Source organism: Marimonas arenosa, from assembly GCF_030848945.1.
Lineage (GTDB): Bacteria > Pseudomonadota > Alphaproteobacteria > Rhodobacterales > Rhodobacteraceae > Marimonas > Marimonas arenosa.
Window position 1 is genome coordinate 645,879 of sequence record NZ_JANHAX010000002.1, and the last position, 20,643, is coordinate 666,521.

Below are 20,643 nucleotides of genomic sequence, written 5' to 3' on the forward strand. Positions count from 1 at the left end.
TCACATCCGCGCCGGCCCCCACCGACAACGACAGAAGGACTGGGGTTAGTCTTCCCTGTCATAATCGGGGAAATCGCGTCGAATTGTCAAAAAGCGATCAACATTCTTCACTGGCTCGGTGCCAATCCCGGGATGCCGTTGCGGATTGTTTCACGCATGTGGCCGCAATTGCCACAAATTGATTCGCTCCTCCGGGAAAAAAAAGGCCGGGCCGCCTGATGGCGACCCGGCTGACTCACACACTCGCGGGGTACTGACAAAAAGTCAAATCCGCGGTCTGGACGCCTCAGGCAGAACGCGTTTTCAGCTCCTGTGACCGGCGCCGGGCCATCGAGACAGAGCGCCGCTTGCCGCGTTGCCAAGGCATGGCCGTGGTGTCGCGGGTTGCGGTGTCGATAACGGTTTTGATCCAGCGCTTCTTGATTTGCATCACGGCTCTCCTGACTTGCCGGCGGTCCGGCCTGTTTCATGTTCGGTTAACAATCTGCACTGGCTTTGCGGCATTGTTTTGGCTTTTTGAAAAGTTTCTCAGATTTTCACGGCGACCTGAGCGGACGAATTTGGCGGCGTTGCCACAATTGCGCGGGACCGGTAAACAACGCGATTATGTCCGTGCTGTGAGCAATACCAGGGTTACAAGGGGGATTGTTTCACGAAAAATAAGGCAGGCGCGTGGCACGAGGGTGCCGTGATTGCGTCGTTCATCCCGCCTTGGCCGGGTCAGGCGCGGATCACCGAAATCAGCCGGCCGTAATCGGCTTCGCCGGCATGGGTGGCGCGGCGATAGCTGAAAAAGCGGTCGGCATCGGAATAAGTGCAGTGCCGGGTCCACTCCGCTGTACCGACGCCGGCGCTGCGCAGACGGTGGAGACCATAGCCGGGCAGGTCGAACAGGTAGCGGTCGCCCGCTCCATTTGCGAAAAACCGGCTGTTTTCGGGGTCTTCGTCCAGAAAGGCGTCGATAAATTCCGGCCCCACCTCATAGGCGCGCTGGCTGATGCAGGGACCGATCACCGCGACGATGTCGCTGCGGTGCGCGCCCAGGGCTTCCATCGCCGCGAGCGTGGCTTCCAGCACGCCCGTCAGTGCTCCTTTCCAGCCGGCATGGGCGGCGCCGACCACGCCGGCGCTGCGGTCGGCGAACAGAACCGGCTGGCAATCGGCGGTGAGAATTCCAAGCGCGATGCCCGGCGTCGCGGTGACCATGGCATCGGCTTTCTGCCGGGGCTGGTCGGGGTGCGTCAGCGTGAGGACATCCGCCGAATGCACCTGGTGCAGAGAGACCAGAGCTTCCGGCGCGACCTGCATCTCCCGCGCGACGCGGGCCCGGTTCATCACCACGGCGCCGGACTGGTCGGACGAACCCGGACCGCAGTTCAGCCCGGCGAAAATGCCCGACGAACTGCCGCCTCTGCGGGTGAAGAACCCGTGGCGGACAGGGGCAAGCAGATCGGAAGTCAGCGGCTCCAGCGTCATGGTTCCAGTCCGGGTGGCGGGGCGGCCCCTTCAGGGTAGAGGCCCATCACCTTGAACAGCGTCCCCATTTCCGCGCCATGGGTCAAGCGACGATGCGCAGCGATATGGGTTTCGAGCGCCTCTCCGGTCAGGTTGCGGGCCAGCGCCTGCGCGCGCTGGGTGATGCCGAGCCTTTCAAGGAACACGCCCTGCGGGGTCAGGCGACTGTGGGCGCAGGGGGCGGCTTGGGCCAGGGCCGCGAAATCGACATGCGCGGTGAGGTCGGATTTACCGGGAGTTTCCAGCGGGTTGGTGCGTTCATGCGCGCGCAGAGCCTGAAACGTGTCGCCCAGACTGCGCCAGTCGCCGTAGTCAATGATGAGCGCGCCGCCGCCATGTTCCGCGATTCTCCCGCCGATCGCCTGTAGAATTGGCGCGGCAGACGGGCAGTGTTCCACAAGGTCGCCGTCGCGGGTGTCCTCGAGCCTGTCGTCGAGGGCGGTCAGAGGTGCCGGCGGCGCGAGGCCGAAGGTCAGAGCGTCATCCTTGAGCCCGACGCGCCGCTCGCGCCAGCTGTCATCGCAGCGCACATATTGCCGGATCGGCAGAGCATCGAAAAACTCATTCGCGACAAGGAACAACGGCTGATCGGGCAGGGCATCGGCGCTTGCGACCCATGCCACACGGTGGTTTTTCAAAGCCTGTTGCTGGCATCCGCGCAGGGTGGAGGAGACCTCGACCATGTGGACCTGCGCCGCGTCATGGAAGCCCGGAACAGCGCGGGTCGCGCGCAGTGCGTCGGCCATCAGCGTGCCACGGCCGGGGCCGAGTTCGGCCAGCGTGAACGGTTTTGGGGCCCCTTGATCCAGCCAGGCCTGCGCCAGCGCCAGACCGATCAGTTCGCCGAACATCTGGCTGATTTCCGGCGCGGTGACGAAATCGCCCGCCGCGCCGAGCGGATCGTGGGTGGCATAGTAGCCGTGCTCGGGATGCAGCAGACAGAGCCGCATGTAGTCGGACAGGGGGATCGGCCCGTCGTTGGCGATAAGCTCGCGCAGAATGGTTTCCAAATCCTTCATGCTGCGCGCGACCGGCGGGACAGAGCGATCAGACCGAGCCCCAGAAGCAGCATCGGCAGCGACAACAACTGGCCCATGCTGAGCCCCCAGCCACCCCAGTGGATCACATGGCCCATCGGGTTGTCCGGGGTGATGAACTGGGTGTCGGCCTGGCGGAAGAATTCGACGAAGAATCGCGCCGCGCCGTAACCGGCAAAGAACACGCCCGAAACCAGCCCCGGGGTTTTCAAACCGCCACGGCGCCAGACCAACCAGACAAGCAGCAGACCAAGGATCAGCCCTTCCAGGGCGGCCTCGTAGAGCTGCGACGGGTGGCGGGCGCAGAGGCCGACTATGCCGGGGCAATCCTGCGCCGCCTGGCCCGGGAAGGCGACGCCCCAGGGCAGGTCGGTGGGTCGGCCCCAGAGTTCGGCGTTGATGAAATTGGCGATCCGTCCCAGCATCAAGCCCCAGGGCACGCCGATGGCGACGGCATCGGCCATCGAAAGCTTGGGAATGTTGTGTTTTCTGGCAAAGAGCCAGGCCGCGAGCACGACGCCGAGGAAGCCGCCATGGAAGGCCATGCCACCCTGCCAGACCATTGGAATCTCGGCCGGATTCTCAAGGAAATAGGCGGGGCGATAGAACAGCACGTAGCCGAGCCGGCCGCCGAGAATCACCCCGAGGATCGACCAGGTGAGCAGATCTTCGAGCTGGGCGGGGGCCATCGGCGGCTGGTTGCCGGGCCAGAGCGCGGCGCGTTTGAGCGCGGTGCGGGTGGCGAGCCAGGCCAGCAGGATCCCCACGATATAGGCGAGTGCATACCAGCGCAGCGCAACATGTAGCCCGAACAGTTCGAAGGAAAACAGCTCGGGCGAAATGTCGGGGAAGGGGATCAGGGCGGTCATAGGGTAGGTTTTGACGACGAGCGGGCCGGGAAGTCAAGCTTGCGCATCGAGCGCCGCATCCCCATATAGAGACGCAACGTAAGCAACGTTTTCCGGGGGATTTCCCATGCAGACCCGCAACAAGTTTCTCGACGACATGAGCCAGCTGATGACCAACGCCATGGGCGTGGCACAAGGCGCGAAGGACGAGGCGGAGAACGCGATGAAATCCTTTGTCGACAGGTGGTTGGCAGATCGCGATTTCGTCACCCGCGAAGAGTTCGACGCCGTCCGCGCCATGGCCCAGAAGGCCCGCGAGGAGAACGAGGCGCTGAAGGCGCGCATCGCGGCGCTGGAAGAAAAGCTCTCGAAGTAGTCGCGGGGCGCCCTCTCGTTAACTTTTTCCGTTTCGATGAAAACCGCCCTGTATGGCAGCCTGGCTGGCACGCTGGCTGGCAACCTGTCTGGCAGGAAAACCGGACACATCGCGGTTGCGCGATGTGTTAACGGTGTGTGCGGTGGGGCAGGGTCCGCGAAGATTTGGAGATGTTGAGCGTTCGGTAAGCTTGCGAACGCTGGCGGCGATCCCAAAGAGCGATTGCGGCGAAGAGCGGCCCTTAGCAAGGCCGCAGGCCCGGCTTGGCACATGACAGCGCCGGAGGGGGTGGGTCGAAAGTCCACCCTACATCTTCACCCCTGCAACGGCAGCACCGAAATCTCGCCCTCGGCGCGGGCCTTGATCGCCTGGGCGGCGGCATGGCTGGCGGCGGCGGTGGTGAAATAGGGGATCTTGTCATAGAGCGCGACCGAGCGGATCTCGCGGCTGTCGGCCACGGCGGCGGCGCCTTCGGTGGTGTTCATCACCAAGCTGATCTGGCCGTCTTTCAGTTGATCGACCACGTTGGGGCGGCCTTCGTAGACCTTTTTCACCACTTCGCAGGCGATGCCGTGGCCTTCCAGAAACGCCGCCGTGCCGCCGGTGGCGACGATGGCGAAGCCCTGGTCGACCAGGGTCTGGGCGGTTTCGACAAGCAGGGGCGTCTTGTCGGCGTCCTTGATCGAAAAGAATACCTTGCCGCCCTTCGGCAGGTCGGTGCCGGCACCCATCTGGGCCTTGAGGAAGGCCAGTGCAAAGGAGCGGTCCCAGCCCATGACCTCGCCGGTCGAACGCATTTCCGGGCCGAGGATGGTGTCGACGCCGGGGAAGCGGGCGAAGGGCAGCACCGCCTCTTTGACCGAGAACCACGGCATATTCGGGTCGGCCAGCGTCATCGGATCGGGGGTTTTCAGCGTGCCGGGCTTGGCGTCCGCCGCGACCGGGGCGCGCTGCGGGAAGTTCTCCATCGGCTCGCCGGCCATCAGCCGGGCGGCGATGGAGGCGATGGCCGAGTCGGTGGCCTTGGCAACGAAGGGCACGGTGCGCGAGGCGCGGGGGTTGACCTCGATCAGGTAGATCTCGCCGTCCTTGACGGCGAATTGCACGTTCATCAGGCCAATCACGTTGAGCGCCAGCGCCAGTGCATTGGTTTGGCGCTTGACCTCGTCGATGATGTCGGCGGGCAGTGAATAGGGCGGCAGCGAGCAAGCTGAATCGCCCGAATGCACGCCGGCCTCTTCGATATGCTGCATGATGCCGGCGACATGCACGGTCTTGCCGTCCGAGAGCGCGTCGACATCGAGTTCGACAGCGCCAGAGAGATAGCTGTCGAGCAGCACAGGGCTGTCGCCCGAGACCACCACGGCATCCGAGATATAGCGTTCGAGCTGGGCCGTGTCGCGGACGATTTCCATCGCCCGGCCGCCCAGCACGTAGGAGGGGCGGATCACCAGCGGGAAGCCGATTTCCTCGGCGATGTGCAGCGCCTCGGCGTCGGTGGAGGCAATACCGTTCTTGGGTTGTTTCAGCCCCAGCTGGTTGACCAGCGCCTGGAACCGCTCGCGGTCTTCGGCAAGGTCGATCGCGTCCGGTGAGGTGCCGAGGATCGGGATGCCCTCGGCATGCAGCGCATCGGCGAGTTTCAGCGGGGTCTGGCCGCCGAACTGGACGATGACACCGTGCAGCGTGCCGTTTTCCTGTTCGACCCGGAGGATTTCCATGACGTGCTCGAAGGTGAGCGGCTCGAAATAGAGCCGGTCGGAGGTGTCGTAGTCGGTCGAGACCGTCTCGGGGTTGCAGTTGATCATGATGGTCTCATACCCGGCGTCGGTCAGCGCGAAACAGGCGTGACAGCAGCAATAATCGAACTCGATCCCCTGGCCGATGCGGTTGGGGCCGCCGCCGAGGATGACCACCTTCTTGCGGTCGGAGGGGCGCGATTCGCATTCGACCTCGCCCATCGCGGGGGTTTCGTAGGTCGAGTACATGTAGGGCGTCTGAGCTTCGAACTCGGCGGCGCAGGTGTCGATGCGCTTGAATACGGCGGTGACACCGGCGGCGTGGCGGGCGCGGCGGACGTCCTGCTCTTTGAACCCGGTGAGATGCGCCAGCCGGGCATCGGTGAAACCCATCATCTTAAGGTGGCGTAGGCCGTTGGCATCGCGCGGCAGGCCGTTATGCTTGATCTCTTCCTCGGTCTCGACGATTTCGCGAATGCGGGCGAGAAACCACGGATCGAACATGGTGACGCCGTGAATCTCGTCATCCGTGAGCCCATGGCGCATGGCCTGGGCAATGGTGCGCATTCGGTCAGGGGTCTGTTGGCTGATCGCCTTGATGACGGCGGCCTTGTCGGGCGCACCTTCGATCACGACCTCGTCGAAGCCGGTGAGGCCGGATTCCATCGAGGCCAGTGCTTTTTGCAGCGATTCGTGGATGGTGCGGCCGATCGACATGGCTTCGCCCACGGATTTCATTGCGGTGGTCAGGTAAGGCTCAGCCCCGGGGAATTTCTCGAAGGCGAATTTCGGGATCTTGGTGACGACATAGTCAATGGTCGGCTCGAAGGAGGCCGGGGTCACCTTGGTGATGTCGTTGTCGAGCTCGTCGAGCGTGTAGCCGACGGCGAGTTTGGCGGCGATCTTGGCAATCGGGAAGCCGGTGGCCTTGGAGGCCAGCGCCGAGGAGCGGGAAACCCGCGGGTTCATCTCGATCACCACCATGCGGCCGTCGGCGGGGTTGATCGCCCATTGCACGTTCGAGCCGCCGGTTTCGACCCCGATCTCGCGCAGCACGGCGATCGAGCCGTTGCGCATGATCTGGTATTCCTTGTCGGTCAGCGTCAGCGCCGGGGCGACGGTGATCGAGTCGCCGGTGTGCACGCCCATCGGATCAACGTTTTCGATCGAGCAGACGATGATGGCATTGTCGGCCTTGTCGCGGACCACCTCCATCTCGTATTCCTTCCAGCCCAGCAGGCTTTCGTCGACCAGGATCTGGTTGACCGGCGAGGCGTCCATGCCGGAGCGGCAGTAATGGATATAGTCGTCGCGGTTATAGGCGACGCCGCCGCCGGTGCCACCGAGGGTGAAGGCGGGGCGGATGATGGCGGGCAGCCCGATGCCTTCCAGCGCGTCGAGGGCCTCGGCCACGCCGGCCTCGAGATCGGCAGAACCGTCATCCTTTTTCGGGGCGGTGATGATGGTAGCCTTGGGGTTTTCCAGCCCGATGCGGTCCATCGCCTCGCGGAACAGCTTGCGGTCTTCGGCCATTTCGATGGCGTCGCGCTTGGCGCCGATCAACTCGACGCCGAATTTGTCCAGCACGCCCATTTCCTCCAGGCTGAGCGAGGTGTTCAGCCCGGTCTGTCCGCCCATGGTGGGCAAAAGCGCGTCGGGGCGTTCCTTTTCGATGATCTTGGCGACGACCTCGGGCGTGATCGGCTCTATATAGGTGGCGTCGGCCAGGCCGGGGTCGGTCATGATCGTGGCGGGGTTGGAGTTGACCAGGATGACCCGGTAGCCTTCCTCGCGCAGCGCCTTGCAGGCCTGGGCGCCGGAATAGTCGAACTCGCAGGCCTGGCCGATGACGATGGGGCCGGCGCCGATGATCATGATGGATTTGATATCGGTTCTTTTCGGCATGAGCACATCCCCGGGCAGCGCGTCGCAAATTGTCCTGCGTTATAGAGATCGCGCCCGCCAGCGCAAGGGGGCATGCGCCCGCGCGGCCGGGCCATGCGCGGCAGGCGGGGCCGGGGTAGGGATCTGCCGTCAGGTCTGGGGAATATCGGCGGTGTCGCCATCCGCCGAGATGGGACGCGGCTCCGGCGTGATCGACAGGAAATCATTGTCGTCGGTGCCGGCCAGCAAGGTGCGCAGGCTGTCTTCGGCGATTTCGAAATCGACCACCTCGAAGCCGAGTTCCATCGTGCCCTGGCCGGAACTGGCGTCGACCCAGTAGCCCTGGCCGGTCAGGGCAAAGAATTCATCGAGCTTGTCGAGCAGCGCGTTGCGCTTGCCGAACTCGTCGCCTTCGGCAAAATCGCCGCGGACCTTGTAGGTGATCTGGAGGAATTGCATGTCCTCGGGGGCGATCTGCTCGAATCCCAGGTCGAGCATCCGCCGGATATGTTCTTCGATCGCGGGCCAATCCCCGATCGGGTAGTTGTCGCGGGTGGCCATTTGCCCGAGCATCCCGGCATCGCAGAAAAGCCGGTCGCCGATTTCGTAGACCCAGAAGAATTCGGTGCCTTCGGGTGTGCGGCGGTAAAGGCGGAGCGTGTCAGGAAGATATTTCGCGGTGGACCCGCGCGAGAATAGCCGCAGCACCAAGCCGAGCACACGGAAAACGGCAATCATGACGAAAAGAACAAGTCGGCGCAGAAACTTCACGGCGGTTCACTCCTTGGCAGCAGGCTGTTTCCTTTTTCTGCCGGTCGGATATGGAGAGATTGAGGCCGGGAGGAGGAAAATCCGTGCCGCCGAAGGTTGATGGCGCACCCAGAGCGTCAGTTGGTGGGGACGGCCGCCCGGGCGGTCTGCCGGGCGGCGCGCAGGGTGTCGATGGTCAGAGCGAGATACATCAGCATCGGCACCAGGGCGGAGAACATGAAGATGTGGTTGAAGCGGTGCAGCAGTGAAAAGGCCGCAAGGCTGGAAATGATGATCACCGTGGCGATCCATTTCCATGCGCGTGGGGCGGGCATGACCAGAAACAGGGCCGGAAGGAGTAGCGCCGGCATGAAGAAGTAGTGCGCCCAGGACAACGGGCCGAACAGCGCGGTGATCAGGCAGAGCAGGAAGAGCTGCACCGGCAGGCGATCTTCGCGCGGCAGGTCGCGCGTGCAGGCCCAGAAGGCGGCCAAACTGGCGAGGAACCCGGCCTTGGTGACAAGCGTGATCCAGACCGGTTCGTCCGCCGTGAAGGAGGCGCGTTCGCGCCCGTCGACCATCGGCACACCTTTGAGCCAGTCGGCGAACTGATAGATCAGCGCCTCGGGCGAGTAGTTGATCTTGTTCATCACGATCAGCCCGTTGATCTGCGACAGCCGGTCGAGAAACGCCGCGTGCAGCGGCCAGCCCATGATCGCGATGGAGAGCAGCGCGATGCTGCCCGAGACGGCAAGCGTGGCGAAAAGCGCCCGCCAGTTGCGGTTGATTACGAAAATCAGAGCGAAGAGGATCGGGGCCACTTTTATCGCGGCCGCCAGACCGAGCAGCGTGCCGCCGGCGATGTCCCGGTCGCGCGAAACCAGCCAGGCACTCGCAACGATCAGCAGTGTCACGGTGATCTGCGGCTGGTTGGTGAGGAAGGCATTGATCACCGGCCAGGTGGCAAACAGGATGGCGAAGAGCGTGATACCCCAGGCGGTGAGTTCGGGCCGGGCCGCGCGGCGGATCAGGGTAAAGGCCAATGGCACCGTGGCCAGCACCGCCAGCATGTGCCAGATGAAGACCGACTTGAAAAACACGATGGCCGGCATCGCGTGGGCGGGCCAGGCCAGCAGCTTGGCCCAGATCGGCGGGTAAATATAGGCGGTGACCACCTGTTCCGGCAGGCCTTGCGCGATCATGGTTTCGCGCCAAATCGGCATCTGGTCGACTTCGTAGACGTTGGGCGGCGCAAGATAGATCAGCTCTTCCTGGCCACTGCCCACAAGCCAGCCGGCCATGAACAGCGCCGAGATGTCGAGATGCGGGTCGTTGAAGGTCGACACCAGCGTCCAGATCGCCCAGGCGATGGTAAGGCCGAGGAAAAGCAGGATCTGCTGCCGTGACGAAAGGGTCGACATGGGTGACGCGCCTGTATCTGCGGCCGGTTGACCCGGCGGAATTAACGTGCCGGACGGTATCTGTGCCGCCCGACCTGCTCTTGCAGACAGGTTTTAAACCAAGCGACCTCGCGGGTCACCCGTTTTGAATGCTCATTCCGCGGCCTGGACGTGCCAGTCGGTTTGCGAGGCGGGATAGAGATAGTCGCGGGTCAGCGGCACAGTGTCCTGCCGTGGCGACAGCTGAAGCTGGAACACAACCTGGTAATTCAGGCGGAACATAAGCTCGCAGGCGACCAGATAGTAACGCCACATCCGCACGAAACGGTCGTCATAGAGCGCCGCGGCCTTGTCGGCATTGGCCATGAACCGGTCGTGCCAGTGTTTAAGCGTTTCGGCATAGTGCAGGCGCCAGACCTCGATATCGAGGGTCCAGAGCGCGTGCGGTTCGAGGGCGCGCATCACTTCGGACAGCGCCGGGACGTAGCCACCGGGGAAGATGTATTTCGCGATGAACGGAGAGGTGCTGCCCGGTGGTCGGGCGCGGCCGATGGTGTGGATGAGGGCGACGCCGTCATCGGTCAGCAGGTCGTGCACCTTGGAGAAATATGCGCCGTAGTGCGGTACGCCGACATGCTCGAACATGCCGACCGAGACGATGCGGTCGAACTTGCCGGTCACATGGCGGTAGTCCCTGAGCAGGAACCGTGCCCGGTCTGACAGTCCGGTCTTTTCGGCCCGGGCATTGGCCAGCGCGTGCTGCTCCTGGCTGAGGGTCACGCCGGTGACATCGGCGCCGTAGTCGCGTGCCAGCGTCAGCCCCATGCCGCCCCAGCCACAGCCGATATCGAGCACCCGCATGCCCGGTTCGATCCTGAGCTTGGCGGCGATGTGGTGCTTCTTGGCCGCCTGCGCCTGCTCCAGCGTCATGTCGGGGCGGGCGAAATAGGCGCAGGAATATTGCCGGTCGTCATCAAGGAAGAGGTCATAGAGTTCACCGGAGAGATCGTAGTGATGCGCCACGTTCTGTCGTGCCCGGCTGATCGGGTTGAATTGCTGCACGTAGCGACCGGCATGGCGCAACGCGTCGAGTGGGCGGCGGAACCACGGCTGGCCGTGGTCGCGGCTGTTGCCGATGGCGAGCGACAGGAAGCCGTAGAGGTCGTCGTCGTCGATGCTGAGCGTGCCGTCCATATAAGCCTCGCCGACGGCGAGTTCCGGATTGAGCACGATCTTCCGCGGCAGGGCCGGATCGGTCAGCCTGACCGCCACCGATGGGCCGCGGCCGTCGCCGCAGCGGCGCGTCGATCCGTCAGGATAGGTAAGTGAGAAATCGCCCGTCCGCATCAGATGCGTCAGCAGGCGGTCGAGAGCTGTCGTCCACATGGCATTCCCCATTTCTGGCGCACCCGTTACGGGCACGCGAAACGACGGTTTCTTGCCTCATGTTGTCTGCTCGAAACGCTAAGGATTTTAGGAAAACGGCCGGGTTTGTAAAGTCTGCGGGGGATCGTCGGCGGCCGGATGCCGCTCGGCCCTTGACTTCCGCATCGTGGCAAGGTGTATCGGCGCGACCGAACCATGAGCCAAGGGGCCCGAAGATGCACGCCTATCGCAGCCATACCTGTGCCGAGCTGAACAAATCCCATGTCGGCGACACCGTCCGCCTGTCGGGCTGGGTGCACCGGGTGCGCGACCATGGCGGCGTGCTGTTCATCGATCTGCGCGACCATTACGGCATGACCCAGGTGCTGTGCGACCCCGACAGCCCGGTCTTTGCCGAGGTCGAGAAGGTGCGTTCGGAATGGTGCATCCGGATCGACGGCAACGTCAAGGCGCGCGACGAAGACCTGGTGAACCCCAAGATCCCCACCGGCGAGATCGAAGTGTTCATCCGCGACATGGAGGTGCTGGGTGCCGCAGAGGAACTGCCGCTGATGGTGTTCGGCGACCAGGAATACCCCGAGGAAACCCGGCTGCGCTATCGCTACCTCGACCTGCGGCGCGAGAAGATGCAGAGCCACATGAAGCTGCGCTCGGACATGGTGGCCAGCATGCGCAAGCGCATGTGGGACATCGGGTTCCGTGAATACCAGACGCCGATCATCACCGCCTCGTCGCCCGAGGGCGCGCGCGACTTCCTGGTGCCCTCGCGACTGCATCCGGGGCGGTTCTATGCGCTGCCGCAGGCGCCACAGCAGTTCAAGCAGCTGATCATGGTCAGCGGGTTCGACAAGTATTTCCAGATCGCGCCGTGTTTCCGCGACGAAGACCCGCGTGCCGACCGGTCGCCCACCGATTTCTATCAACTCGACATGGAGATGAGCTTTGTCACCCAGCAGGACGTGTTCGACACCATCCAGCCGGTGATGCAGGGTGTGTTCGAGGAATTCGGCGGTGGCCGCAAGGTGGATGCCGACTGGCCGCAGATTTCCTATGCCGATGCTGCCAAATGGTACGGCACCGACAAGCCGGACCTCAGGAACCCGATCAAGATGCAGGATTGCTCGGAGCATTTCCGCGGCTCGGGGTTCGCGATCTTTGCCAAACTGCTAGAGCAGGAGGGCACCGAAGTGCGCGCGATTCCGGCGCCGACCGGCGGGTCGCGCAAGTTCTGCGACCGGATGAACGCCTTTGCCCAGAAGGAAGGGCTGCCGGGGATGGGCTATATCTTCTGGCGCGACAAAACGGCGGATGCCGTGGCGCAGGAACTGGGTATTCCGATCAAGGACGCCGCGGCCAAGTTGAAATCGGGCGAGGTCGAAGGTGGCATGGAAGCCGCTGGGCCGCTTGCCAAGAACATCGGCCCGGAGCGGACCGAGGCGATCCGCCAGCAGCTGGGACTGGGCGTCGGCGACGCCGCCTTCTTCCTGGGCGGCCGGCCCAAGGTGTTCGAAACCGTTGCCGGCAAGGCCCGCAACGTCATCGGCGAGGAATTGGGCCTGACCGAGCAGGACCGCTTCGCGTTTTGCTGGATTGTCGATTTCCCGATCTTCCAGAAGGACGAGGAGACCGGCGAGATCGATTTCGACCACAACCCGTTCTCGATGCCCAAAGGCGGCATGGAAGCGCTGGAGGCCGATCCGCTGAGCGTGACGGGCTATCAGTACGACCTGGCCTGCAACGGCTATGAGCTGGTCAGCGGCGCGATCCGCAACCACAAGCCCGAGATCATGTTCAAGACTTTCGCGGTGGCCGGTTACGGCGAGGACGAGGTGCGGCGCCGCTTTGGTGGCATGGTCAACGCCTTCAAATACGGCGCCCCGCCGCATGGCGGCTGTGCCGCGGGGATCGACCGGATGGTGATGCTGCTAGCCGACGAGACCTCGATCCGTGAAGTGATCATGTTCCCGATGAACCAGCAGGCGCAGGACCTGATGATGAACGCGCCGTCAGAGGCCAGCGCGGAACAGTTGATGGAGCTGAGCCTGCGGGTGGTGGAGCAGGAATAAGCTGATGTTTGTCGACGCCAAGTGCATCGGCATTGCTTATGCGTTGAGCAGTTAATTAGCTACGAGAACGGGTTGCGCAAGCGAAAGGCTCGGCGCATCAAGCAGAGATGCGCTGGCCCGTTCGGTAAAAGATTCTGTCAGAAAGATCAGAAATTGCCAGCTTCCATTTGGCCCAGGGCAGCACCGGCGCCGGAGGCCACGTTGCTGGTCCCGTCGTTCAATGTGCCGTAGACGGCCGCGGTGAGGCCAACCACACCGGCGCACAAGACAACCCAGTCCACCGTCACGGCGCCTTTGTCTTCACTGACGAAGCGTTTGAAAAAGCGTTCCACTGTTAAGTCCTTTGCGAGTCGTTTCCGAGCTGCCCTTGAAGAAAAAATTGCCCGTGGAATGTGGCAGGAATAAGCAGACGAGTAGGCGGATTTGGGCCCTTTCAACCGTGCGTCAGATGGCAATCCGTTCCGAAAGGCGCGCCTGGACCAGCCCGGCGAGACGGGCGACATCAGAGCGCGAGGTGCCGGCGGAGTCTTGAGTCCGGGCCAGCGCCCGGGCAGCCTGTTCCAGCGGCAGATCGGCCGCGCTGCGCGCCAACCCGCCGACAAACTGGGCGAGATAGGCCAGCACCGCGCCGTCATGGTCTTCGCCGAGGATTTCGGCAGCATGGGCGAGGTCGTCGCAATAGGCGACCGGATCGGGGGTGATCTCATCTTCGTTGAGGATGCGTGGGCCGCTGGGTTGGCGATCGGCCGGCAGGTGCTGAAGGATGCTTTCCTGAAACAGGGCGAGACTGCTGATCGGTTTGGCCAGGAACCCGTCGGCGCCGGCACTGCGTGCCAGCGCCTCGGCGCCATCATCGCCGCTCATCCCCAGGATCACGCCGACGCGCGGGGTCATGGCGTTCATCTCGGCGATCAGCTCGGTCCCGGAGCCGTCGGGCAGGCCGAGGTCGATGATCACCACAGAGGGGCGATAGACCTGGAGGTGGCGGCGCGCCGAGGCCAGGCAGTCGGCCCGGCGGATCCGCCCGCCCGAGCGCAGGCAGAGCAGGCGAATGGCCTCGCAGGCGAAGCGGCTGTCTTCGACCACCAGCACGGTCAGGCCCAGGAGCGGCCGGGTGGCGGTGGGTTGGCGAAGCGTGGCGAGGGGTTCGAAGTCGTCCATGGTCTGCGTCCTCTGGCTGTGGCGATCGTGGTTCAGGTCGAGGATTACGCAGACGTGGCTAACGCAAGGTTAATGGAACGCGATTGCCGGCGGAGCGCTTGCACCCCGGCGCCGGGGGACGCATATAGGCGCAAACGCGTGCTGCGGGCGCGCGCCAGGTTGCAAGGAGCCATGTGTCATGATCGGACGTCTCAACCATGTCGCCATCGCCGTGCCCGATCTCGAGGCGGCGGCCGAGCAATACCGCACCGCGCTGGGGGCCAAGGTCGGCGCGCCACAGGACGAACCGGATCACGGCGTCACCGTGGTCTTCATCGAGTTACCCAACACCAAGATCGAGTTGCTTTACCCGCTGGGGGAGAACTCGCCGATCCAGGGCTTCCTCGACAAGAACCCGGCGGGCGGCATTCACCATGTCTGCTACGAGGTCGAGGACATCCTCGCGGCGCGGGATCACCTCAAGGCACAGGGTGCGCGGGTTCTGGGAACGGGTGAGCCCAAGATCGGGGCGCATGGCAAGCCGGTGCTGTTCCTGCATCCCAAGGATTTCCAGGGCACACTGGTGGAACTGGAGCAGGTCTGATGAGCATCACCTCGGCACTGGTGCTCTATGTCGTGCTGTGGTTCCTGACCTTCCTGATCGTGATCCCGATCCGGCTGAAGACCCAGGGCGATGTCGGGGACATCGTGCCCGGCACGATGGCCGGGGCGCCGCATCAGCACAATCTCAAGAAGAAGGCGTTGATCACCACCCTGGTGGCGGCGGTGATCTGGTGCATCCTCGCCTATATCATCATCAACGGCGTCATTACCGTGCGCGATTTCGACTGGTTCAATACAATGGGGCCGGCGGAATAGGGTGCGTGCCGCAGCGGTCGCGACGGCGCTGACATGGCCTTGAGCGGGCACTTGTTGCCCCGCGCGAACAGCGGCGGAAGGCCGCCGCGCGAACGGCTGCAATGCCCCGGCAGGCGATTTTCCAGAAAAAATCTGCCGGGAGGGGGCCGTCCCGCAGGCCGGCGTTTTGGCTGGGGTTGTGCGGAACTCTCAGGTCGGATGTGTTTGGCTGGGATAAAGAGCGTTGCTGACATGTCGCGAACGGCCGACCCACGGACCGGCGTTCGCGCGGCTTTGCGCCTTAACTATTGGCGCCCTCAAGGCCAGTATCGGCACCCTTGGATTGGAGGCAACCAGGGGCTGTTACCGCTGGTTCAGCCCGTGGAAGATGTGGGTGAAGGTCGCGGCTCCCAGGATCGGGATCACCAGGTTCAGGACCGGCACCACCAGCGGCAGCGCCATCAAGATGCCGGCAGTCCAGATTGTGGCAGTGTGACGCTTGCGTAGGTCGCGCGCGCCGGCGCGGCCCAGGCGGCGCATGGCGGCGAGGGTGAAATACTCCCGCCCCAGCAGATAGCCGTTCATGCCGAAAAAGACGAATGGCGTGACCGGCGGCACCAATGCGTAGAGAACCAAGGCTAGTAGGTTGGCCGCGATGATAACCCCGAGGAAGTTGAGCGTGTCGCGCAACCCTTCGAACACCGACATCCGGGGGGTGGGCGGCAGATCGGGGTAATGCCGGTCCTCGACCGCCTGGGCGACATCGTCGAGGAACATCGAGGTGATGGCCGAGGCGACCGGGATCATCAGGAAGACGCTGAGCACCAGCATGAAGATGAATGAGGAGACCGACAACAGGTCGTCAAGCCACTCGACCTTGCCCAGCACGTCGAAATAGGCCTCGGGGCCGGCGAGGAACTCCACCACCCACAGAAGCCCGGCATAGGCGGCGACCAGAAGTGCCAGGGTAAGCGCGATGCCGAGCAGAAGCACCCGGCGGAAGCGGCGATCGCCGATCTGGCCGAGGGCGCGGAAGAAGCTGGAGATAATCAGGTCGAAAGCCATGTCGTGATCGTCTCGATGTCGGGACGGGGGCGCTCGGGCGGCTGGGCGGTTTCGGTGGCGATATGGATGAAACCCGCCACCCGCTCGTGATCCGCGAGCCCCAGCGCCTCGCGCTGGAACGGCCGGGAATGGGCGGCGAAGCCAGACAGCCAGTTGGCCCCCCAGCCGGCGGCCAGCGCGGCGTTGAGCAGCGCGAGGCAGACGGCCCCGGCGGAATAGGTCTGTTCCAGCGCCGGGATCTTGTCGGAGTCGCGCTGGACCTCGATCACCGCCACCGCGAGGTGACCCTGGTCGAATTGTTGCCGGGCCTTGGCGATTTGATCGGCGTCGCATCCGGCGGCCCGGGCGTGTGCCTCGGCCGCTTCCGCCAGCCGCGGCATGGCGCCGGAATCGATCACCATGAAGCGCCACGGCTCGAGCTTGCCGTGATCCGGCGTGCGGGCGGCGGCGGTGAGCAACGGCAGCAGCTCGTTGCGGGTGGGCGCCGGGGCTTGCAGCGTTTTCGCCGGGCGCGAGCGGCGCGAAAGCAGGAAATCAAGCGCGGAGAGGTTGGCGGTCGGCATGGCGTATCCTTGGTCCTTGTCTGCCTTATGTCTGCGGCCGCGGCGCCGAGGTCAAGGGCAGGACCGGGGCGCTGCCCCGGACCCCGGGATATTTCAGGTCAGATGAAGGAGCCGGATCGCGTTCAGCCGACGAGTTCGTCGGCCATGTCGGAGACCAGATCGGAGAAGAAGGCCTGTTGCCGGGCGTTGGGCTGACGTTGGGCGAGGGTGTCGGCCATCGGGTCGGGCGCGATGTGGGGCGAGCCCGAGAGCTGTTCCAGCACCGCGTGACCGCAAAACGGGACATAGGCCTCGGAATAACCGCCCTCGTGAACCAGCACGAGCTTGCCGTCGCAGACCCGGTCGGCCACCGCCATCATCCGCGCGGTCATCTGGCGGTAGGTGTCGGCGGTGCAGACCATATGCGCCAGCGGATCGAAGGCGCTGGCGTCGAAACCGCAGGCGACGACGATCACGTCGGGAGCATAGTCGGTGAGCGATGGGATGACGATGCGGTCAATCACCTCGAGATAGGTGTGGTGGCCGGCGCCGGGGGGCAGGGGGATGTTCATGTTGAAACCCGCGCCGGCGCCGGTGCCGCGATCGGTGAGATCACCGGTGTCGAGCGGGTAGTTGTGTTCTTCGTGGATCGAGATCGTCAGCACGTCATCACGGTCGTAGAAGATCGCCTCGGTGCCGTTGCCGTGGTGCACGTCCCAGTCGACGACGGCGAAGCGTGCGGCGGCGCCGGAGGCGATGGCGGCCTCGATGGCGATGGCGATGTTGTTCAGCAGGCAGAAGCCGTTGGGCCAGTCGGGCAGGCAATGATGGCCGGGCGGTCGTGACAGCGCATAAGCATTGTCGAGCGTGCCGTCGAGCACCTGGGCCAGCGCTTCCTTGGCCAGTCCTGCCGAGAGCGCGGCGATTTCGAACCCGCCCTTGAGAAACGGAGTCCGGAGGCCCAATTCGCCGCCGCCGGCATCGGAGGTTTCCTTGAATTTCGTCAGAAAGGATTCGGGATGGACGCGGGCCATGTCGCTCCAGGTCGCAGGCAGGGCGGACTGCATCGCCAAGTCTTTCTCGATGCTGCTCACCGCCATCAGGTTTTTCAGCCGCCGCTTGGTCTCGGGGTTTTCCGGTAACCCGCCGGCGGCCAGCGGTTGCACGAAGTCGCCCAGTGGCAGGGTTAGCGCGTAGGCGCCGCCGCCGTGCCAGAAGCATTTCTCGTCCCAGAAAAAGCCGGTTGCCATTGGTCTCTCCCCGATTCCCATTGACCCGATTAGCGCCCGGGCGGGGAGGGATTGCAACCGTCCGGTTGCAGCGGCTAGGCAGGGGCATGGCCGATCCAGACCTGTCAGAGCTGGCGCGCCCGGGCGCCGAGATTGCCGTGCGCGTGACGCCGAAGGCGGCGCGCAACAGCGTCGTCGTGGCGGACGGGGCGATTCGGGTCTACGTGACCGTGGTGCCGGAGGGTGGCAAGGCCAACGCCGCCGTGCAGAAGCTTCTGGCCAAAGCGTTGGGGGTGCCGAAATCGCGGCTGGAGCTGGTGCGGGGGCAGACCGGCCGGGACAAGGTGTTCCGTCTGGTTTAGTGGCCGCCAGCCGAGGCAAGGCGGCAGCGATGTCATGACGCCGTCAGGCTTTGGGCGACAGCGAGTAAACCCCTTCGGGCAGGTTGAGCGCGGCCGCGAGGTCGCGGACCTGGGCCAGCGACAAGGTGATCTTCTGAACCCCGTCGGTGCGAGGGTCGAATTGCTCGACCGTGATGCATTCGGCGAAGGCGTTGACGATCACGTCTTCCTGCAGCGGCGCGGCGCCTTCATCGACCAGGGTGATGACGGTGGCGTCAAATTCGTGTTCGATACTAAACATGGCCGTAGATTAACCGGCGAAATCCGGCGCGCAAGCATTCACCTTGGTGTGAGGGGGCTGGCGGCGGCCATGGTCGGTGCTATCTTGCCGGTCAAAATCAAGGAAAAGGAATGATGCGAGGTCTGGCCCTTGTTTCCATGCTGGCATTGGCCGGGTGCATGACGGTGACGCAGCCGCCGCCCGGCAAGACGCCGCACGAGGCGCAGAGTTCGCGGCTGACGGCGCGGATGCAGGCGCAGAAGGCCGCCCGGCAGTTCGTCAGCGTGGTCGAGACGGTGGAACCGGTCGCTGAACGGGAATGCCGGCGCCTGGCACCGCGGTCGAATTGCGATTTCCAGATCGTGGTGGATGATCGTCAGGGACAGCCGCCCAACGCACTGCAATTCGAGGACGATTCGGGGCGGCCGGTGATTGCCTTTACCCTGGCACTGATCGCCGAGGTGCAGAATGCCGACGAGCTGGCCTTCGTGATGGGCCACGAAACCGCGCATCACATTGCCGGGCACCTGCGCCGCCAGGAAGAGAATGCCGCGATCGGGGCCGAGGCTTTTGCCCGGCTGGCCGAGCTGACCGGCGCCAGCCCGAGCATGGTCGAAAACGCCCAGGAGCTGGGTGCGGCGGTCGGCGCGCGGACCTATTCCAAGGAATTCGAGCTCGAGGCCGACGCGCTGGGCACGGTGATCACCAAGCGGGCCGGGTACGACCCGGTGATCGGGGCGGCGTTTTTCACCCGCCTGCCCGACCCCGGCAATCGCTTTCTGGGCACCCATCCGCCCAATGACCGGCGGCTGGAGACCGTGCGCCGGGTGGCGGGGCAGACCTGAGCCGGGCCGCGTCAGCGGCGGATCAGACGCAGGCCGATCCCGGTCAGCGACATCACGATCCAAAAGCCCTGGATCAGCGCCGCGGCGAGATTGAAGCTGACCGCCAGGCCGAGCAGCACGAGGCTGGCCGCGGAGCAGTTCACCACGTAGTAGGTGATGCAGTCGCCCGACACGCGGCGAAGGGCCAGCAGCGTGTAATTCATGACGTAAAGCGCGAATCCGATCACGCCGAGGCATTCGAAAAGGGTGACATCGGGCAGGGAAAAGGTCATGGAGGAACTCACTTGGCTGAAATCGTCGGAGCGTCTGAATGCCGGGATCGTATAGCATGGTTTTGAACGTGGTTCAGGTCCGGGATTCCTGACCATGCGGCAGATCGAGAACGTGGTCAGCGACCGGGGGTCGAAATATGCCGTCTCCGGCGGGCCTGCGGCCAGCCGCGGTGACGTGGACGACTTTCTCAAAGCTTTGAAACGCAACCGGAAATACGCCAGGGCCACGCATAACAGCTGGGGCGTTCTGCTGTCGGATGGCACGCCGCTCAAGGGCGACGATGGCGAAAGCGGGGCGGGGATGGTGATCCTGCGGATGCTCGAGCGGGCGGGGCTGCGGGATCACGTGATCGTGGTGACCCGCTGGTATGGCGGCACCAAGCTGGGCGGTGATCGGTTCCGGCGGGTGCAGGATTGCGTGCGCGCCTATATCGACACGCAGCCGGGCGGGCCGGCTTGATCAGGGTCAAGGACGGTGCTGGATGGGACCCGTAAATTTCGCTTATCTGCGGAGGAGAAGCCGTTGAAACCATTGGGAGGCACGCGGCAGCATTTTTGGCTGGCGAAGCGAATGGCGGGCCAGCACGCGCTGGACCTGGCGCAGGCGATGGCTCGTGGCGACTTGGACCAATCCGACTGGGCCAAGGTGGTGCAGCGGTGCCGGGAGTGCGACTGGACGGGGGGCTGCCGGCGCTATCTCGCTCGCGGCGAGGGCGCGAAACAGGCGGCGGAGAAATGGCCGGGGGGGTGTCCCAACCGCGCCGTTTTTGCCACGCTCAAGGCCATGGAGGAACTGGAAAATACCTATGAAAGACAATGATATGCCGCTCGGCGATCCGGCTGTTCACTTCTGGCTGACACGTTCGGTCGCGCGCGCTATGGGTGTGAACCTGAGCCAGGCGATGGCAACGGGCAGGATCTCGGCGCAGGACTATGAGGAGATGGTGACGGCCTGCTGCGGCTGTATGCACGTGGCCGGTTGTCAGGCCTGGTTGGCGACCGAGGCGGTGGTGCGGTCGGCGCCGTTCGAGGCCTGCGCGCATCGCACGGTGCTGGAGCGGTTGCAGTAA

24 protein-coding genes are annotated in these 20,643 nt (G+C 64.2%); 9 read left to right on the forward strand and 15 right to left on the reverse strand.

Annotated elements, in window-relative coordinates:
* Positions 1 to 286: 286 nt before the first annotated feature.
* The 4 genes from NO357_RS09345 to lgt all read right to left on the reverse strand — a co-directional run bounded on the left by NO357_RS09345 (position 287) and on the right by lgt (position 3,421).
* Positions 287 to 430 (reverse strand): hypothetical protein, encoded by a 144-nt coding sequence (locus tag NO357_RS09345; RefSeq protein WP_306735372.1) that lies wholly within the window; start codon positions 428 to 430, stop codon positions 287 to 289.
* A gap of 290 nt (positions 431 to 720) precedes the next feature.
* Positions 721 to 1,476, reverse strand: coding sequence for a peptidoglycan editing factor PgeF (gene pgeF / locus NO357_RS09350; protein WP_306735374.1), 756 nt, complete (start codon positions 1,474 to 1,476; stop codon positions 721 to 723).
* Positions 1,473 to 2,534: a class I SAM-dependent methyltransferase gene (locus tag NO357_RS09355; RefSeq protein WP_306735375.1), complete on the reverse strand. Its 1,062-nt coding sequence runs from the start codon at positions 2,532 to 2,534 to the stop codon at positions 1,473 to 1,475. The genes pgeF and NO357_RS09355 overlap by 4 nt, the downstream gene beginning before the upstream one ends.
* The gene (gene lgt, locus NO357_RS09360; protein WP_306735376.1) at positions 2,531 to 3,421 is read right to left on the reverse strand and encodes a prolipoprotein diacylglyceryl transferase; all 891 of its coding nucleotides are present in this window, start codon (positions 3,419 to 3,421) and stop codon (positions 2,531 to 2,533) included. The genes NO357_RS09355 and lgt overlap by 4 nt, the downstream gene beginning before the upstream one ends.
* A gap of 106 nt (positions 3,422 to 3,527) precedes the next feature.
* Between lgt and NO357_RS09365 the strand changes: the two genes are divergently transcribed.
* Positions 3,528 to 3,776 carry an accessory factor UbiK family protein gene (locus tag NO357_RS09365; RefSeq protein ID WP_306735377.1) on the forward strand — a complete coding sequence of 83 codons (249 nt, stop codon included), beginning with the start codon at positions 3,528 to 3,530 and terminating at the stop codon, positions 3,774 to 3,776.
* 314 nt (positions 3,777 to 4,090) lie between these two features.
* On the opposite strand, the gene carB is transcribed toward NO357_RS09365, so the two are convergent.
* The 4 genes from carB to NO357_RS09385 all read right to left on the reverse strand — a co-directional run bounded on the left by carB (position 4,091) and on the right by NO357_RS09385 (position 10,935).
* Complete coding sequence (carB, locus tag NO357_RS09370; RefSeq protein ID WP_306735378.1) at positions 4,091 to 7,420, reverse strand: carbamoyl-phosphate synthase large subunit; 3,330 nt, start codon at positions 7,418 to 7,420, stop codon at positions 4,091 to 4,093.
* 129 nt (positions 7,421 to 7,549) lie between these two features.
* A complete protein-coding gene (locus NO357_RS09375; RefSeq protein WP_306735379.1) occupies positions 7,550 to 8,170 on the reverse strand; it encodes a hypothetical protein in 621 nt (206 codons plus the stop codon).
* Between the two features lie 116 nt (positions 8,171 to 8,286).
* Entirely contained in the window at positions 8,287 to 9,570 is a 1,284-nt protein-coding gene (locus NO357_RS09380) for a glycosyltransferase family 87 protein (protein ID WP_306735380.1), read from the reverse strand.
* Between the two features lie 132 nt (positions 9,571 to 9,702).
* Complete coding sequence (locus NO357_RS09385) at positions 9,703 to 10,935, reverse strand: SAM-dependent methyltransferase (RefSeq protein ID WP_306735381.1); 1,233 nt, start codon at positions 10,933 to 10,935, stop codon at positions 9,703 to 9,705.
* Between the two features lie 215 nt (positions 10,936 to 11,150).
* Between NO357_RS09385 and aspS the strand changes: the two genes are divergently transcribed.
* Entirely contained in the window at positions 11,151 to 13,001 is a 1,851-nt protein-coding gene (aspS, locus tag NO357_RS09390; RefSeq protein WP_306735383.1) for an aspartate--tRNA ligase, read from the forward strand.
* A gap of 146 nt (positions 13,002 to 13,147) precedes the next feature.
* Here the strand turns inward: aspS and NO357_RS09395 are convergent, their stop codons facing one another.
* Complete coding sequence (locus NO357_RS09395) at positions 13,148 to 13,333, reverse strand: Flp family type IVb pilin (RefSeq protein WP_306735384.1); 186 nt, start codon at positions 13,331 to 13,333, stop codon at positions 13,148 to 13,150.
* A 112-nt stretch (positions 13,334 to 13,445) separates the two neighbouring features.
* Positions 13,446 to 14,162, reverse strand: a complete 717-nt coding sequence (locus tag NO357_RS09400) for a response regulator (RefSeq protein ID WP_306735385.1) — start codon at positions 14,160 to 14,162, stop codon at positions 13,446 to 13,448.
* 178 nt (positions 14,163 to 14,340) lie between these two features.
* Between NO357_RS09400 and mce the strand changes: the two genes are divergently transcribed.
* Positions 14,341 to 14,745, forward strand: a complete 405-nt coding sequence (gene mce / locus NO357_RS09405; protein WP_306735386.1) for a methylmalonyl-CoA epimerase — start codon at positions 14,341 to 14,343, stop codon at positions 14,743 to 14,745.
* A complete protein-coding gene (locus NO357_RS09410; RefSeq protein ID WP_306735387.1) occupies positions 14,745 to 15,020 on the forward strand; it encodes a DUF1467 family protein in 276 nt (91 codons plus the stop codon). Before mce ends, NO357_RS09410 begins: the two co-directional genes overlap by 1 nt.
* Positions 15,021 to 15,362: 342 nt before the next feature.
* Here NO357_RS09410 and NO357_RS09415 read toward each other — a convergent pair whose 3' ends face one another.
* The 3 genes from NO357_RS09415 to NO357_RS09425 all read right to left on the reverse strand — a co-directional run bounded on the left by NO357_RS09415 (position 15,363) and on the right by NO357_RS09425 (position 17,856).
* A complete protein-coding gene (locus tag NO357_RS09415; protein WP_306735388.1) occupies positions 15,363 to 16,064 on the reverse strand; it encodes an EI24 domain-containing protein in 702 nt (233 codons plus the stop codon).
* On the reverse strand, positions 16,049 to 16,627 hold the full coding sequence (locus tag NO357_RS09420) for a nitroreductase family protein (RefSeq protein ID WP_306735389.1): 579 nt from the start codon (positions 16,625 to 16,627) through the stop codon (positions 16,049 to 16,051). The genes NO357_RS09415 and NO357_RS09420 overlap by 16 nt, the downstream gene beginning before the upstream one ends.
* 122 nt (positions 16,628 to 16,749) lie before the next feature.
* On the reverse strand, positions 16,750 to 17,856 hold the full coding sequence (locus NO357_RS09425; protein WP_306735390.1) for a histone deacetylase-like amidohydrolase: 1,107 nt from the start codon (positions 17,854 to 17,856) through the stop codon (positions 16,750 to 16,752).
* 86 nt (positions 17,857 to 17,942) lie between these two features.
* On the opposite strand from NO357_RS09425, the gene NO357_RS09430 reads away from it, so the two are divergent.
* Entirely contained in the window at positions 17,943 to 18,197 is a 255-nt protein-coding gene (locus NO357_RS09430) for a DUF167 domain-containing protein (protein ID WP_306735392.1), read from the forward strand.
* Positions 18,198 to 18,240: 43 nt separating this feature from the next.
* Here NO357_RS09430 and NO357_RS09435 read toward each other — a convergent pair whose 3' ends face one another.
* Positions 18,241 to 18,477, reverse strand: a complete 237-nt coding sequence (locus NO357_RS09435; RefSeq protein ID WP_306735393.1) for a DUF8831 family protein — start codon at positions 18,475 to 18,477, stop codon at positions 18,241 to 18,243.
* A gap of 113 nt (positions 18,478 to 18,590) precedes the next feature.
* On the opposite strand from NO357_RS09435, the gene NO357_RS09440 reads away from it, so the two are divergent.
* Entirely contained in the window at positions 18,591 to 19,301 is a 711-nt protein-coding gene (locus NO357_RS09440) for a M48 family metallopeptidase (protein WP_306735551.1), read from the forward strand.
* Between the two features lie 11 nt (positions 19,302 to 19,312).
* Here NO357_RS09440 and NO357_RS09445 read toward each other — a convergent pair whose 3' ends face one another.
* Positions 19,313 to 19,573 (reverse strand): CBU_0592 family membrane protein, encoded by a 261-nt coding sequence (locus NO357_RS09445; RefSeq protein ID WP_306735394.1) that lies wholly within the window; start codon positions 19,571 to 19,573, stop codon positions 19,313 to 19,315.
* Positions 19,574 to 19,667: 94 nt separating this feature from the next.
* Here NO357_RS09445 and NO357_RS09450 point away from each other — a divergent pair, with 94 nt between their 5' ends.
* From NO357_RS09450 to NO357_RS09460, 3 genes are all read left to right on the forward strand, one after another.
* A complete protein-coding gene (locus tag NO357_RS09450; RefSeq protein WP_306735395.1) occupies positions 19,668 to 20,033 on the forward strand; it encodes a YigZ family protein in 366 nt (121 codons plus the stop codon).
* Positions 20,034 to 20,096: 63 nt separating this feature from the next.
* Positions 20,097 to 20,393 (forward strand): DUF6455 family protein, encoded by a 297-nt coding sequence (locus tag NO357_RS09455; protein ID WP_306735396.1) that lies wholly within the window; start codon positions 20,097 to 20,099, stop codon positions 20,391 to 20,393.
* Complete coding sequence (locus tag NO357_RS09460) at positions 20,380 to 20,643, forward strand: DUF6455 family protein (RefSeq protein ID WP_306735397.1); 264 nt, start codon at positions 20,380 to 20,382, stop codon at positions 20,641 to 20,643. Before NO357_RS09455 ends, NO357_RS09460 begins: the two co-directional genes overlap by 14 nt.